The organism is Sulfitobacter sp. UBA1132 (genome assembly GCF_002311545.1).
GTDB lineage: Bacteria > Pseudomonadota > Alphaproteobacteria > Rhodobacterales > Rhodobacteraceae > Sulfitobacter > Sulfitobacter pontiacus.
This window is the reverse complement of sequence record NZ_DCAN01000011.1, coordinates 476,784-491,065: the sequence shown is the minus strand read 5'-3', so window position 1 is coordinate 491,065 and position 14,282 is coordinate 476,784. Positions and strand designations below refer to the sequence as shown.

The following is a 14,282-nucleotide window of genomic DNA, read 5'->3' as shown; positions in this document are numbered from 1 at the left end:
GGGGCGCATCTGGTGATGCGCCCCTTCATTCTGTCAGCACAAGGGCGGGATCGCCCCCGCGGCGTGATTTACATCATGCCGCCCATGCCGCCCATGCCACCCATGTCGGGCATGCCGCCGGCTGCGCCGCCGTCTTTCGACGGTTTGTCGGCAACCATGGCTTCGGTTGTGATCAGCAGACCAGCAACGGATGCCGCGTCTTGCAGCGCTGTACGCACAACTTTGGCAGGGTCGATAACACCGAATTTGAACATGTCGCCATATTCTTCGGTTTGAGCGTTGAAGCCGAACTTCAGGTCGTCGCTTTCGCGGATTTTGCCGGCCACTACGGAACCGTCAACACCAGCGTTTTCAGCGATCTGACGCAGAGGCGCTTCGAGCGCTTTGCGGACGATGCCGATACCAACGTTCTGGTCTGCGTTGTCGCCTGTCAGCCCTTCGAGCTTTTTGCCCGCTTGAACCAGTGCAACACCACCACCAACAACGATACCTTCTTGAACAGCGGCACGTGTCGCGTTCAGGGCATCATCAACGCGGTCTTTGCGCTCTTTTACTTCAACTTCGGACATGCCGCCAACGCGGATCACGGCAACACCGCCTGCCAGTTTGGCAACGCGTTCTTGCAGCTTCTCTTTGTCGTAGTCGGATGTGGTTTCTTCGATCTGGTTACGGATCTGAGCAACACGTGCTTCGATCTCGGCCTTCTCGCCAGCGCCGTCAACGATTGTTGTTTCGTCTTTGGTGATGGTGACTTTCTTGGCCGAACCCAGCATGTCCATGGTCACGGACTCGAGCTTCATGCCCAGATCTTCGGAGATCACTTGACCGCCTGTCAGGATTGCAAGGTCTTGCAGCATGGCTTTGCGGCGATCGCCGAAACCAGGTGCTTTGACCGCTGCGATTTTCAGGCCGCCGCGCAGTTTGTTGACAACCAGAGTTGCCAGCGCTTCGCCTTCAACATCTTCCGAGATGATCAGCAGTGGTTTTTGCGACTGGATCACTTGCTCAAGCAGGGGAACCATTGGCTGCAGCGAGGACAGTTTTTTCTCGTGCAGCAGGATGATCGCGTCTTCCAGCTCGACAGTCATCTTGTCGGAGTTGGTGACGAAGTAAGGGGACAGGTAACCGCGGTCGAACTGCATGCCTTCAACAACATCGGTTTCTGTTTCCAGACCTTTGTTCTCTTCGACGGTGATCACACCTTCGTTGCCGACTTTCTGCATCGCGTCCGCGATCTGACGGCCGATTTCTTTCTCGCCGTTTGCAGAGATGGTGCCGACTTGGGCAACTTCGTCGCTGTCGTTGACAGGGCGCGCTGCTGCTTTGATCGCTTCGACGACAGTGGTGGTCGCCATGTCGATGCCGCGCTTCAGGTCCATCGGGTTCATGCCAGCGGCAACCGATTTCATGCCTTCTTTAACGATGGCTTGGGCCAGAACGGTTGCGGTTGTTGTACCGTCACCCGCTTCGTCGTTGGTCCGGGAAGCAACTTCCTTGACCATCTGTGCGCCCATGTTTTCGAACTTGTCTTCCAGTTCGATTTCTTTCGCTACGGATACACCGTCTTTGGTGATGCGAGGCGCGCCAAAGGATTTGTCCAGCACAACGTTACGGCCTTTGGGGCCCAGTGTGACTTTGACGGCATCGGCAAGGATGTTCACACCCTTAAGCATCTTGTTACGGGCGTCGGTCCCGAATTTTACGTCCTTAGCAGACATAGTGTCTCTCCTAAAATCTTGGGTTGATGTCAGCGTATCTTGGGTGAGGCGCTAGGCCCCGGTCTGCCTGAGCTCAGGACAGGATCCCCATGATGTCGCTTTCTTTCATCATCAGCAGTTCTTCGCCGTCCAGGGTGACTTCTGTGCCGGACCATTTGCCGAACAGAACCTTGTCGCCGGCTTTTACAGCCATTGCGATCAGCTCACCGCTGTCCTTGCGCGCGCCTTCGCCACAAGAAACAACTTCACCCTCGGAGGGTTTTTCTTTTGCGGAATCAGGGATGATCAAGCCACCCTTGGTTTTTTCTTCGCTTTCGGTGCGGCGCACCAGCACACGGTCATGCAGCGGTTTAAATGCCATCTTTCAGCTCCTTAAGGCTCAAAGTTATTCTCCCAAGCCGCCCCTCCGGTCGAGGGGTGCAGCCATTAGCACTCAGCCCTGCCGAGTGCTAACGAGGGATAGCTAAGGATGTGCACGGCCCTAGTCAACCACGGTAATTTGAAAAATTTTAGCCAACTTGCCCCGTGGCCTGAGCAGGCTAGTCCGACCCGAGCACCCGCCCCGAGGCGGAAACGGCTTCGGCACCTGTCGGGGTCAGGCCGTATATGCCTGTCTCGATCTTTTCAAACCATCCGTAGTGATTGTCGCGCATCATGGCGGTTGCCCGCTGAACCTGGGTTTCGCGCGCGACATGGGCACCTTTGCTGGCCCCTGCCTCGAACAGGTACATCGCGAGCTTCAGCGCATCCTGCCGGTACGCAGTGACCAGCCCTGCCCGCGTCTGCCCGCCGTCATTCGGGTCCCCCTGACGCCGTGCGAATTCGCGCAGCAGACGCGCCTGCCGCTTGGCGCTTTTACGCGGCGCATAAGGGCCCGGATCGCAATGCACCTCGACCAGACCATCCTGCAGCCGCACGGTGATCAACCCCAACCCCAAACGCCGCGCCAGTGCCGTGTTGTCCTTGACCGCCTTGGCAAAACGTTTGCCCGGCTGACGGGCGACCGCCAGATAGACATCATCGCTGACCGACAGACGCGCGATACATTGATGAAACAGCGCGAGGCTAAAGCCCAGCTTCAGCTCTACCACCACCGGCGGCTCTGCCCCGCGAACGGCCACGACATCGGCAGCCCCCACCTCTGACTTCACGACATAGCCCTGATCCTCGAGAAAGGATTTGATCGGCGGGTAAAGGTCGGTTTCGCGCGGGTTTGTCATGGGTGCAGTGCTACCAGCTTTGCCCCGCTGCTGAGAACCCCAAAGCCGCGGCTATCAGGCAGGTGGTGACAACTGCGCCAACCAACCATATAAGGCGCGCAAATCAACACTCTCCCACTGCAGGACATTCCTATGACAACGCTTGTTTTTGGCCATAAATCCCCCGACACAGACAGCACCGGCAGCCCGATCATCTGGGCATGGTACCTGAATGAAATCAAAGGCGTCGATGCCGCCCCCGCCCTGCTGGGCGAGCCCAACACCGAAGCGCTGTTCATGCTGGACCACTGGAAGCTGGACAAACCGCAGATCATCGACGACGTGCAAGCCGACCAGCCCGTTGTGATCGTTGACACCAACAACCCTGCCGAGCTGCCCGCCAGCATCAATGACGCGGACATCACCGCCATCATCGACCACCACCGTCTGGTGGGCGGGCTTGAAACTAAAGGCCCCGTCAACATCGTGATGGAGACGCTCGCCTGCACCGCGACGATCATGTACAAGATGATCGGTGATGACATGGCGCAGATGCCCGCCAATATCAAAGGTGCGATGCTGACCTGCATCCTGTCCGACACGCTGGAATTCCGCAGCCCGACCACAACGCAAGAAGACACCGCCATCGCCCACGCGCTGGCCAAGGATCTGGGTATCGACATCGCTGAATATGCGGCGCAGATGTTTGCGGCGAAATCCGACGTCTCGTCCTTCTCCGAAGCAGAGCTGCTGCGCATGGATTCGAAAGAATACGAAGTCGACGGCAAGAAATTCCGCGTCTCCGTTCTGGAAACCACATCGCCCGCAGCCGTGCTGAACCGCAAAGACGCGCTGATGGCCGCAATGCCCGGCGTTGCCACAGAAGACGGGGCCGATCAGGTATTGCTTTTCGTAGTCGACATCCTGAACGAAGAAGCCACCATGCTGATCCCCAACGACTTTACCAAGTCTGTGGCAGAGAAAAGCTTTGGCGCGACCGTCACCGGTGACAGCGTTGTCCTGCCCGGTGTGATGAGCCGTAAAAAGCAGATCATCCCGAACATCAAAGTCTAAACGGACCTATCCGGCTCCCTGCTTGGCGGGGGCACAAACGCAAAAGCCCCCCTGAGATCAGGGGGGCTTTTGTCATTTCAGCGCCGCGCCGAAGCGCGAGGGGCTTACACCTTCAAAGGGGTATCGCCGCGTTCCCATGCCAGCGGCTTGAACACGTCGTCGACGGGTGTCTGCGCGACGTGGTTCACGTAGTTGGAGATGGTTTTCTGCGCCATCCCAAGGATCACATCCAGCACCGCGCGGTGGCCATAGCCCGCGTCAAAGAACGCTTTCATCTGATCGTCAGACACGTTGCCGCGCTGGCGGAACATCTGGACGGTAAAGGTGCGCAGCGCTTCCAGCTTGGGTGTCGGCAGCGCGGTTTCGTTGCGCAGCGCGTCCGAGATTTCGTCCGATACCTTCATCATCTTGGCGATACCTGTGTGCGCGGGGACGCAGTAGTGGCATTCGTTCTCGACGTTGATCGCCTGCCAGACAACAGTCAGCTCTTCCGCATCAAAATCGGTTTCGGTGAACAGCTTGTGCAGCACCTGATAGCCTTCGTAAGCCTGTGGGCTTTCGGCCAGAACCTTGTGCAAACCGGGCAGACGGCCAAAGGCCTTTTGCGACTGCTCAAGCAGCGGCTTGGAGGCTTCGGGTGCGGTATCAAGATCGTGAGAGGGGAAGGACATGGAAAAGCTCCTGTAAATGTTTCGCTAAAGTACATTTAGGGTTTATTGAGCGATCACTCAAGTATATAATTGAGCAATCATTCAAGAAAAGGTGAACCCATGCCCCGCAAACCCAGCTATGACCGTGAAGATCTGATCGAACGCGCCCGCGATCTGTTCTGGCAACGCGGTTGGGCGGGCACGTCGCTGAAGGACCTGGAGGCGAGCCTCAAGATGAAGCCGGGCAGCTTCTATGCAGCCTTCGGGTCAAAGGATGCGCTGTTCGAACTGGCGCTGGATCGCTACGCCGCCGACGGGTCAGAGCGGATGAAGACGCTTGCCCGGAACGAAGGCCCCCTGCCCGCGCTGCAAAAATTTCCCCGCATGGTGATTTCGAATGACACCGCACCGGCCAAAGCCTGCATGCTCTCGAAAACCCTGCTTGAACTGCAAGCCCACCGTCATCCGCTGGCGCAAAAGGCAAACGCCCATCTGCTGAAGATGGAGCAGATGTTCGCAGAGCTGTTTTCCCAAGCCCAAGCCACCGGTGACATCAGCACCGAACACGATCCGCGCAGTCTGGCGCGGCGCTACCAATCCGATGTGCTGGGGCTGCGCGTCTCTGCGGAACGTGAGGGGGTGGATGCCGCCGCCATCGCGGGCGAAATCGCGGACGGGTTGGCGCGGCTCTGACGCGCATCACGGCTCGGGCCTGTTGCGCTGCCCAGTTGCCCCGCGGGGAGATGTGTGTTTTCTGCGGTGCAAAGCTCTTGCAGATTGGAAAGCGGCCCATGACCCAGATTATCAGTAACCTTTTCGAAATCTCTGACCGCTATGATGCCTTGTTCGTCGACCTTTGGGGCTGCGTCCACGACGGGGTCAAGGCGCTGCCAGATGCGGTCACCGCGCTGCAAGCCTATCGCAACGGCGGCGGCAAGGTGGTGCTCGTCACAAACTCCCCCCGCCCCCGCGACGGCGTGATCAAACAACTGGCGCATTTCGGCGTACCGGATGATGCGTGGGACGATATTGCCACCTCGGGCGATTCTGCGCGCACGGCGATGTATCGCGGCATGGTGGGCACGCAGGTCTGGCACCTTGGCCCGCCCACGGACAAGCACTTCTTTGATCCCAGCGACGTGCTTGATGATCCTGTCGATATCCAGCGGGTTGATCTGGAAGACGCCGAGGGCATCGTTTGCACCGGCCCTTTCGATCCATCCGAAGACCCCTCCGTGCTGCGCCCGCAACTTCTTTATGCCAAGCAAAAGGGGCTCAAGCTGCTTTGCGCGAACCCCGATATCGTGGTGGACCGTGGCGATGTGCGCGAATGGTGCGCTGGTGCCATCGCGGCGCTTTATACCGAGATGGGCGGGGAAAGCCTGTATTTCGGCAAGCCGCACCCGCCGATTTATGATCTGGCCCGCCGCAAGCTCTACGCATTGGACAAGGACATCACCGACAATGGCATTCTCGCCATCGGCGACGGCATCCATACCGATGTCAAAGGGGCCATGGGCGAGGATATCGATTCGCTTTTCATCTCTGGCGGTCTGGCCGCGCGGGAAACCGAAACGCAGACCCAGCCCGATCCCGAGGCGCTAATCCGTTATTTGGAAAAGGAAACATCGGCTCCGACCTACACAATTGGGCACCTACGCTGACCTACTTTTTCCTTGCGTTTCTGCGCCTGCAAAGTAATTAAGTTTCACACTGGATAAAACTGGCGTCACTTTATTACTGAAAGGGCTGGCATGTTGGATAATCTGCCCCGTGGAACGATCTGTATTGAAGATATCGAAATCGGCATGACGCGCTATCTGCGCAAGGTCATCACCGACGAAGACATCGAGATGTTCGCGCAAGTGTCCACTGATCGTAATCCAGTACATCTGGACGACGCCTATGCGCAGGACACGATCTTTGAGGGGCGGATCGCCCACGGCATGCTGACTGCGGGCCTGATCTCTGCCGTGATCGGAGAGCAGCTGCCGGGGCATGGCACCGTCTACATGGCGCAGTCGCTCAAGTTTCTGGCCCCCGTGCGCCCCGGCGATCTGGTCTATGCCGAGGTGAAGGTCACCAATATCGAATTCGACAAGCGGCGTGTGAAACTGGATTGTCACTGTGCGATTGATGGCAAAAAGGTCCTGATTGGCGAAGCAACCGTTCTGGCCCCGTCGCGCAAGTTCGACTGACGATAGCCCTCCCGCCAGCGCCCGTCCCGGGACGCTGCGGTTTTTCGGTACCGTGACCCGCCCCGCTGCTTGTCAGCACCGGCAGAGGGGGCTACCACCAAGCGCATGGAAATCATTCGCGACTATCAATTTGTATCCGCTTCCGATCAGGGGGCGACCGCCGCTATTGGCAATTTCGACGGGGTGCATCTGGGGCATCGGTCGGTCATCGATATGGCCCGCGCCGCCCTGCCCGACGCGCCCTTGGGCGTGGTCACATTCGAGCCACACCCCCGCGAATATTTCGCCCCCGACGCCCCGCCCTTCCGCCTGATGGGCGCAGAGGCGCGCGCGCACCAGTTGCAAAAGATCGGCGTCGACAAGCTGTATGAGCTGGGGTTCGATGCCGCCCTTTCCGGCCTCAGCCCTCGCGCCTTTGCGCAGGAGGTGATCGTTGATGGGCTGGGCCTGCGCCATGTGGTCGTGGGCGCGGACTTCCGCTTTGGCAAGGCGCGCGCGGGCACCGCTGAACAGCTGCAGGCCTTCGGTGCCGAGATGGGGTTCGGCGTGACCATCGCGCCGCTGATGGCGAAGGGCCCTGATACCGTGTCTTCGACCGCAATCCGCAACGCGCTGACAGAGGCACGCCCCCGCGATGCCGCCGCGATGCTGGGCCATTGGCACCGTGTTGAAGGCCCGATCCTGCACGGTGAAAAGCGCGGGCGCGAACTGGGCTACCCGACGGCGAATATGTCGATCGACGGGCTGCACCCGCCAGCCTTTGGTGTCTATGCCGTGCTTGTCGATGTGCTTGAAGGGCCGCAGGCAGGGCGCTACCACGGCGTTGCCAGCCTTGGCGTGCGCCCTATGTTCGGCGAGAACAAGGCCAACCTCGAGACATTCATCTTCGACTTCAAAGGCGATCTCTACGGCAAGCATGTCTCGGTCGCGCTGGTCGACCACCTGCGCGGCGAGGAAAAATTCGACAGTCTTGACGCGCTGATCACCCAGATGGATGCGGACAGCGCGCAGGCCCGCAGCATTCTGGCCGCACTATGACCGATCCGATTGCCGCCAAAGGTCTTGCCAAACGGTTCTGGGAAAAGAAGCCGCTGACCAAGATGTCGCAAGACGAATGGGAAGCGCTGTGTGACGGCTGCGGGAAATGCTGCCTGAACAAGCTTGAAGACGAAGACACCGAAGAAGTCGCCCTGACCCGCGTGGCCTGCCGCCTGCTGGATGATGCGACCTGCCGGTGCAGCCACTACGAGAACCGGCACCACTTCGTGCCCGATTGCATCGTTCTGAAGCCCGAAAATCTGGATACCCACGCCTATTGGATGCCGCTCACCTGCGCCTATCGGCTGCTATGGCAGGGCAAGCCGCTGTATGACTGGCACCCGCTGATCAGCGGTGACCCTGATAGCGTGCATCGCGCGGGAATCTCGGTGCAGCATAACACCGTCTCGGAATTCGACACCCCGTTCGAGGAATGGGAAGACCACATCATCGAGGAGCCAACCTGATGTTTTTTGCCTCTGACAACGCGGGCCCTGTTCACCCCCAGATCATGAACCGTCTGGCACAGGCAAACACCGGACACGCGATGCCCTATGGCAACGATCCCATCATGGACGAAGTCCGCGACGCGATCCGCACCGCGTTCGAGGCACCAGAGGCCGCGGTCTATCTGGTCGCAACCGGCACCGCGGCCAATGCGCTCGCGCTGGCGTGCTACACCCAGCCGTGGCAGACGATCTTTTGCTCCGTCACCTCGCATATCCACGAAGACGAATGTAACGCGCCCGAGTTCTATGCCGGTGCCGCAAAGCTGACCGTGGTTGAAACCGACGACAAGATGACGCCCGAGGCGCTGACAAAGGCGATCGAGAAACACCCCGAGGGCAATGTACATGGCGCGCAGCGCGGGCCGGTGTCGATCACCCAGGTGACCGAACGGGGCTCGGTCCACTCGCTGGAAGAGCTGAACGCCCTCACCGCTGTCGCCAAAAGCTATGGCCTGCCGGTGCATCTGGACGGGGCGCGCTTTGCCAATGCGCTGGTTGCCCTGGGCTGCACCCCGGCAGAGATGACGTGGAAAGCGGGCGTGGATGTCGTCAGCTTTGGCGGCACCAAGAACGGTTGCATGGGTGTCGAGGCGGTGATTTTCTTCGACCCCGCCAAGGCGTGGGAGTTCGAGCTGCGGCGCAAACGCGGGGCGCATCTGTTTTCCAAACACCGGTTCCTGTCTGCGCAGATGGCGGGCTATATGCAGGACGAACTGTGGAAGACGACCGCCGCCCGGGCCAATGCCAACGCGCGCCATCTGGCCGAGGGTTTGCGCACCGCAGGGGCAACGTTGCTGCATAAACCCGACGCCAATATGATCTTTGCCAAATGGCCCCGCCGCATCCACCAGAAGCTGCATGATGCGGGGGCGAAATACTATGTCATGGATGGCCCGTTAGAGGGCGACGACCCGAATGAGCCCTTATCGGCGCGGCTGGTCTGTGACTGGTCGATCGGCACAGAGGCGATCGACCAGTTCCTATCGTATTTCTGACGGCTATACCGTTTCGAGAAAGCTGCGGATTTCAGCGGCGACGGCCTGCGGGTGCGTGATCGGAGCCATGTGCCCCGCCCCTTCGATTGCCTTGCGTGTCACGTTCGGCAAACGGCGGGCGATGGACGTGCTGATCGCATCTACCATATCCGCCGATGTGCCCCCGTCTATCAACAGCACCGGCATCGCGGCGCGGGCGAACTTGCCCGGTTCTAGCAATCCGGCATTGTCGTCCCGCAAAAACGGCTGGCTGGCGGGCACATAATGGATACGGTCAGCCATATACTGGCGCAGCTTTTCCGGCGTCTGTTCCCATCCGCTGCCATCGCCCCAGCCGGTGTTGAAGATGCGCGCGGCCTCCATCCGGTCGCCCGCATCAAAAGCCGCATCGAACCCGTCGGAGTTGCGATCCGCGGCCGCCACCCGTGCCGGATCGTCAGCCAGGGCCGCCGCGAAATAGACCGGTTCAATCATCGTCAGGCTGCGCACCAGTTCGGGGTTCTCGATGGCAATCCGCAAGCCGATCGTCGCGCCAAAAGAATGGCCGATAATATCAATCGGTTCGGTCACCAGCTCCCGCACCAGATCGGTCGCCCGGGCATGGATATCCCCCTGCCCGTCCCAATCGGCGGATTTCCCGTGGGAGGGCAGATCGGGACACAGCAGCGTCAGTTCATCTGCCAACGCCTCGCCCACGCCGCGCCACGCGCCGGAATGGGCAAGCGTGCAGTGAACAGCCAGTGCCTGCCGCGGACCATGCCCGAATTGCCGTGTATATAAACCTGAACTCACAATTTACCTGCCATCACGAGGTCAAGGTCTTCAAGCCGGTCCTGGCCCCAGAACTTGTGGCTGTCGTCCAGAATATAGAATGGCGCGCCAAAGACGCCCTTTTCGACCGCCTCTTCCAGATTGCGCGCGTAGGTATCAGCCCCCTGCAGCAAGCCTTTATCGGCCAGCGCGGGGTCAAAGCCCGCTTTTTCAAGACAGTCGCGCACGACCGCATCTTCGGCAATATCGCGTTCCTCGGCCCAGACGGCGGTCATGATCAGCTGGCACAGCTTGCCTACGTCGCCTCCTTCGTTCTGCGCTGCGATGATCGCATAGGATGAAGGCGCACCGTTGGTGGGCCAATGCGCGGGTTTGAGATTGAACGGCATGCCCAGCTTCTTGGCCTGACGCGGCAGTTCAATCGCGCGATACTCTTGCCGCGACGGATGCCGATCTTTCGGAGGCTGCCCGCCCGTGCGCCCGAAAGCGGTAATCAGATCGAAAGGTTTATAGGTGATCGTCGCCCCGTGTTTGGCGGCGATTTCCTCAAGCCGGTTTCCCGCCAGATAGGCATATGGTGAAAGTGTCGCAAAAAAATAGTCGATATGGGGCATTTGGGTCTCCGATCAGGGCTGTGCAGCTTTGCCAGACCGTAAGGCCATGCTAAGCGGTGTCAACGTCACGATTCTGTCACATGTTCTGCATCCAGGGACCCTTTGCACATGGCTCAAACCACCGAACCCAAACTGATCTCAGGTAACGCGAACATGCCGTTGGCCAAAGCCATCGCACGGCGGATGTCGCTGCATCGGGGGGTCAACGTAGGGCTGGTCGACGCACGGGTCGAACGGTTCAATGACGGCGAAATCTTTGTGGAGGTTTACGAGAACGTCCGCGGCGAGGATATGTTCATCATCCAGCCAACGTCGAACCCCGCCAATGACAACCTGATGGAACTGCTGGTCATGGCCGACGCGCTGCGCCGGTCCTCCGCGGCGCGTGTCACGGCTGTTCTGCCCTATTTCGGGTATGCCCGTCAGGACCGCCGCACCAAGGCACGCACGCCGATCACCGCCAAGATGGTCGCGAATATGATGGTCGGCAGCGGCATTGAGCGTATCCTGACGATGGACCTGCACGCCGCTCAGATCCAGGGTTTCTTCGATATCCCTGTCGACAACCTCTATGCCTCCCCCGTTTTTGCGCTGGACATCCAGAACGAATTCAAGGGCCGCATGGACGAGCTGATGGTCATCTCTCCGGATGTGGGCGGCGTGGCCCGCGCACGCGAACTGGCGAAGCGCATCAACTCCCCCCTCGCCATCGTGGACAAGCGCCGCGAAAAGCCCGGCGAGATTGCAGAGATGACCGTGATCGGCGATGTGACCGACAAGGTCTGCCTGATCGTGGACGACATCTGTGACACCGCCGGCACCCTGTGCAAAGCGGCCGAAGTGCTGATGGAAAACGGCGCGAAGGAAGTCCATTCCTACATCAGCCACGGCGTTATGTCCGGCCCTGCGGTCGAACGCGTTAGCAATTCGGTGATGAAATCGCTGGTCATCACGGACAGCATCGCGCCGACGCCCGCCGTCAAACAAGCAACAAACATCCGGATCGTGCCTACAGCGCCGATCTTTGCGCAGGCGATCCTGAACATCTGGAACGGCACTTCGGTCTCGTCCCTGTTCGACGCCGACACGCTAGAGCCGATCTACGACGGCATGTACAAACCCGGCTAAGCGCCCCTGAAACAACGGCTGGGGGCGCTGCTTAAAGCTCCCAGTCGTCTTGCTGCGGCAACGGCCCGATGGCCATCCAAGACGCCCTGACGCGCGCAATACGCGTATCGCCCCAGGTGCGGAACACCAGTTCAAAACCTTCCTTCGTCACATTCTCTGATCGCAGATCCGCGCGCATGACCGTGGCGTTATCCACGTCCCACAGCGCAAGCGAGGCGTGTACCGTGGGGATATCGCGGTACGGCGTGGAGAAGGTGATATGGTTGCGCCGCTCGCGCTGGCCCTTCCCCGTCCACATCTCGCCACCATCCTGAAAATCGGAGAACAACACCGTCTCTCCGCTATCGATACCAACGCTGCTTGCGTTCATTCTTTTCATGGTGATGGCCTGCCCTAACCTGTCCTACCCCTACAACCTGACAACCATAAGTTAAGGTTAACAAATAGAAAAGGCCCCGCGGATGCAGGGCCTTTTCATCAAAACGGGCAAGGAAACGTCAGAGGCTGGGTTGCTTGCTCGACAAGCCGATTTCGTCCCCCATGGCAACCATGTCGGACAGCAGCTTGGCTGCGTCGTCTACGGGGCCAGGTTCATTCACGAAACCCTCTTTTGCCGTTGTGTACATGGCTTTGGCTTCGGCGATCATTTCGTCCAGATGCTCTTGGGTCATATCACCCTTGGATACCGCGCGTTCGGCCAGAACCGATACGCCTTCGGAAGAAATCTCGGCAAAGCCGCCGGTTACCACATACTCAGCAGTGCCTTCCGGGCCTTCAACACGCAGCACACCGGGGCGCAGCGTGGTGATGGTGGGGGCATGATCAGGCATTGCTGTCATGTCCCCGTCCGCACCCGGAATCTGAACGGCCGTCACCTGCATCGAGGCCAGCCGCCGCTCGGGCGAAACGAGGTCGAATTGCATTGTGTCTGCCATTTTCAGCGCTCCTTAAGCGGCGTCTGCCGCCATTTTTTCAGCTTTCGCTTTCACTTCTTCGATGCCGCCAACCATGTAGAAGGCACCTTCGGGCAGGTGATCGTATTCACCGGCAACAACCGCCTTGAAGGAGGTGATTGTCTCTTCCAGTGGAACCTGCTTACCGTCGGAGCCGGTGAACACTTTCGCAACGTCGAAAGGCTGGCTCAGGAAGCGTTCGATCTTACGCGCACGGGCAACGGTCAGTTTGTCGTCTTCCGACAGTTCGTCCATGCCGAGAATCGCGATGATGTCCTGCAGCGACTTGTAGCGTTGCAGGATACCCTGAACGTCACGCGCCACATTGTAATGCTCTTCGCCAACGATGGATGGGTCCATCAGACGCGATGTGGAGCCGAGCGGATCAACAGCAGGGTAGATACCCTTTTCCGAGATCGAACGGTCCAGAACGGTTGTCGCGTCAAGGTGCGCAAAGGATGTCGCCGGCGCAGGGTCGGTAAGGTCATCCGCAGGAACGTAAACGGCCTGAACCGATGTAATCGAACCGGATTTGGTCGATGTAATACGTTCTTGCATCGCACCCATGTCGGTCGCCAGTGTTGGCTGGTAGCCCACGGCCGAAGGAATACGACCCAGCAGAGCCGAAACCTCGGAACCGGCTTGGGTAAAGCGGAAAATGTTGTCGACGAAGAACAGAACGTCGGTACCGGATTGGTCGCGGAACTGTTCGGCCAGTGTCAGACCGGTCAGAGCAACGCGCATACGCGCTCCGGGAGGCTCGTTCATCTGGCCGTACACCAGCGCAACCTGCGATTTTTCCAGATCATCAGGGTTGATAACGTTGGATTCGATCATCTCGTGGTACAGGTCGTTCCCTTCACGGGTACGTTCACCAACGCCCGCGAAAACCGAATAACCGGAGTGCACTTTGGCGATGTTGTTGATCAGTTCCATGATCAGAACGGTTTTACCAACACCGGCACCACCGAACAGACCGATTTTACCACCCTTGGCGTAAGGTGCCAGAAGGTCGATAACCTTGATGCCTGTTTCCAGTACTTCGGATGTGGTCGACTGTTCCGCGAATTCGGGCGCGTCCGCGTGGATCGAGCGACGCTCGGCCGACTGGATGTCGCCTTTTTCGTCGATGGCTTCGCCAACAACGTTCATGATGCGGCCCAATGTGGCGTTGCCCACTGGGATCGAGATTGGCGCATCTGTGTCTTCGACGCGCTGGCCGCGAACCAGACCTTCGGTCGCGTCCATCGCGATGGTACGCACGGTGTTTTCGCCAAGGTGCTGAGCCACTTCGAGGATCAGTTTCTTGCCGTGGTTTTCAGTTACAACAGCGTTAAGGATCTCTGGCAGGTGATCCTCGAACTGCACATCGACGACGGCGCCGATGACTTGTGTGATTTTGCCGACTGCATTTGCCATGTCGTTTCTCCGATTT

At 59.2% G+C, this 14,282-nt stretch carries 17 protein-coding genes; 8 read left to right on the top strand and 9 right to left on the bottom strand.

From position 1 onward, the window contains the following. Positions 1-68: 68 nt before the first annotated feature. The 3 genes from groL to B4F27_RS10030 form a co-directional block, all read right to left on the bottom strand. The gene (gene groL, locus B4F27_RS10040; RefSeq protein ID WP_005849541.1) at positions 69-1,718 is read right to left on the bottom strand and encodes a chaperonin GroEL; all 1,650 of its coding nucleotides are present in this window, start codon (positions 1,716-1,718) and stop codon (positions 69-71) included. Between the two features lie 73 nt (positions 1,719-1,791). Further along, positions 1,792-2,079, bottom strand: a complete 288-nt coding sequence (locus B4F27_RS10035) for a co-chaperone GroES (protein WP_005849542.1) — start codon at positions 2,077-2,079, stop codon at positions 1,792-1,794. 178 nt (positions 2,080-2,257) lie between these two features. After that, entirely contained in the window at positions 2,258-2,938 is a 681-nt protein-coding gene (locus B4F27_RS10030; protein ID WP_286759578.1) for a DUF2161 domain-containing phosphodiesterase, read from the bottom strand. A 132-nt stretch (positions 2,939-3,070) separates the two neighbouring features. On the opposite strand from B4F27_RS10030, the gene B4F27_RS10025 reads away from it, so the two are divergent. Continuing rightward, complete coding sequence (locus B4F27_RS10025) at positions 3,071-3,991, top strand: manganese-dependent inorganic pyrophosphatase (RefSeq protein WP_286759577.1); 921 nt, start codon at positions 3,071-3,073, stop codon at positions 3,989-3,991. A gap of 104 nt (positions 3,992-4,095) precedes the next feature. Here the strand turns inward: B4F27_RS10025 and B4F27_RS10020 are convergent, their stop codons facing one another. After that, the gene (locus tag B4F27_RS10020) at positions 4,096-4,662 is read right to left on the bottom strand and encodes a carboxymuconolactone decarboxylase family protein (RefSeq protein ID WP_005849548.1); all 567 of its coding nucleotides are present in this window, start codon (positions 4,660-4,662) and stop codon (positions 4,096-4,098) included. 99 nt (positions 4,663-4,761) lie between these two features. Between B4F27_RS10020 and B4F27_RS10015 the strand changes: the two genes are divergently transcribed. The 6 genes from B4F27_RS10015 to B4F27_RS09990 all read left to right on the top strand — a co-directional run bounded on the left by B4F27_RS10015 (position 4,762) and on the right by B4F27_RS09990 (position 9,381). Beyond that, complete coding sequence (locus B4F27_RS10015; RefSeq protein ID WP_286759576.1) at positions 4,762-5,334, top strand: TetR/AcrR family transcriptional regulator; 573 nt, start codon at positions 4,762-4,764, stop codon at positions 5,332-5,334. A gap of 98 nt (positions 5,335-5,432) precedes the next feature. Beyond that, positions 5,433-6,305, top strand: a complete 873-nt coding sequence (locus tag B4F27_RS10010) for a TIGR01459 family HAD-type hydrolase (protein WP_286759575.1) — start codon at positions 5,433-5,435, stop codon at positions 6,303-6,305. 90 nt (positions 6,306-6,395) lie between these two features. Further along, positions 6,396-6,839, top strand: coding sequence for a MaoC family dehydratase (locus B4F27_RS10005; RefSeq protein ID WP_005849555.1), 444 nt, complete (start codon positions 6,396-6,398; stop codon positions 6,837-6,839). Positions 6,840-6,944: 105 nt separating this feature from the next. Beyond that, complete coding sequence (locus tag B4F27_RS10000) at positions 6,945-7,877, top strand: bifunctional riboflavin kinase/FAD synthetase (RefSeq protein ID WP_037944760.1); 933 nt, start codon at positions 6,945-6,947, stop codon at positions 7,875-7,877. Further along, complete coding sequence (locus B4F27_RS09995) at positions 7,874-8,344, top strand: YcgN family cysteine cluster protein (protein ID WP_286759574.1); 471 nt, start codon at positions 7,874-7,876, stop codon at positions 8,342-8,344. Before B4F27_RS10000 ends, B4F27_RS09995 begins: the two co-directional genes overlap by 4 nt. Next, entirely contained in the window at positions 8,344-9,381 is a 1,038-nt protein-coding gene (locus B4F27_RS09990) for a threonine aldolase family protein (RefSeq protein ID WP_286759573.1), read from the top strand. Before B4F27_RS09995 ends, B4F27_RS09990 begins: the two co-directional genes overlap by 1 nt. 3 nt (positions 9,382-9,384) lie before the next feature. Here the strand turns inward: B4F27_RS09990 and B4F27_RS09985 are convergent, their stop codons facing one another. Beyond that, positions 9,385-10,173 carry an alpha/beta fold hydrolase gene (locus tag B4F27_RS09985; RefSeq protein ID WP_286759572.1) on the bottom strand — a complete coding sequence of 263 codons (789 nt, stop codon included), beginning with the start codon at positions 10,171-10,173 and terminating at the stop codon, positions 9,385-9,387. After that, complete coding sequence (locus B4F27_RS09980; RefSeq protein WP_184581550.1) at positions 10,170-10,766, bottom strand: 2-hydroxychromene-2-carboxylate isomerase; 597 nt, start codon at positions 10,764-10,766, stop codon at positions 10,170-10,172. Before B4F27_RS09980 ends, B4F27_RS09985 begins: the two co-directional genes overlap by 4 nt. Positions 10,767-10,874: 108 nt before the next feature. Here B4F27_RS09980 and B4F27_RS09975 point away from each other — a divergent pair, with 108 nt between their 5' ends. Then, complete coding sequence (locus tag B4F27_RS09975; protein WP_005849565.1) at positions 10,875-11,894, top strand: ribose-phosphate pyrophosphokinase; 1,020 nt, start codon at positions 10,875-10,877, stop codon at positions 11,892-11,894. A 31-nt stretch (positions 11,895-11,925) separates the two neighbouring features. Here B4F27_RS09975 and B4F27_RS09970 read toward each other — a convergent pair whose 3' ends face one another. The 3 genes from B4F27_RS09970 to atpD all read right to left on the bottom strand — a co-directional run bounded on the left by B4F27_RS09970 (position 11,926) and on the right by atpD (position 14,266). Beyond that, positions 11,926-12,264 (bottom strand): H-type lectin domain-containing protein, encoded by a 339-nt coding sequence (locus tag B4F27_RS09970; protein ID WP_081858800.1) that lies wholly within the window; start codon positions 12,262-12,264, stop codon positions 11,926-11,928. Between the two features lie 127 nt (positions 12,265-12,391). Then, on the bottom strand, positions 12,392-12,829 hold the full coding sequence (locus tag B4F27_RS09965; protein ID WP_005849569.1) for a F0F1 ATP synthase subunit epsilon: 438 nt from the start codon (positions 12,827-12,829) through the stop codon (positions 12,392-12,394). Positions 12,830-12,841: 12 nt separating this feature from the next. Beyond that, positions 12,842-14,266 (bottom strand): F0F1 ATP synthase subunit beta, encoded by a 1,425-nt coding sequence (gene atpD, locus B4F27_RS09960; RefSeq protein ID WP_009825206.1) that lies wholly within the window; start codon positions 14,264-14,266, stop codon positions 12,842-12,844. Between the last annotated feature and the right edge of the window lie 16 nt (positions 14,267-14,282).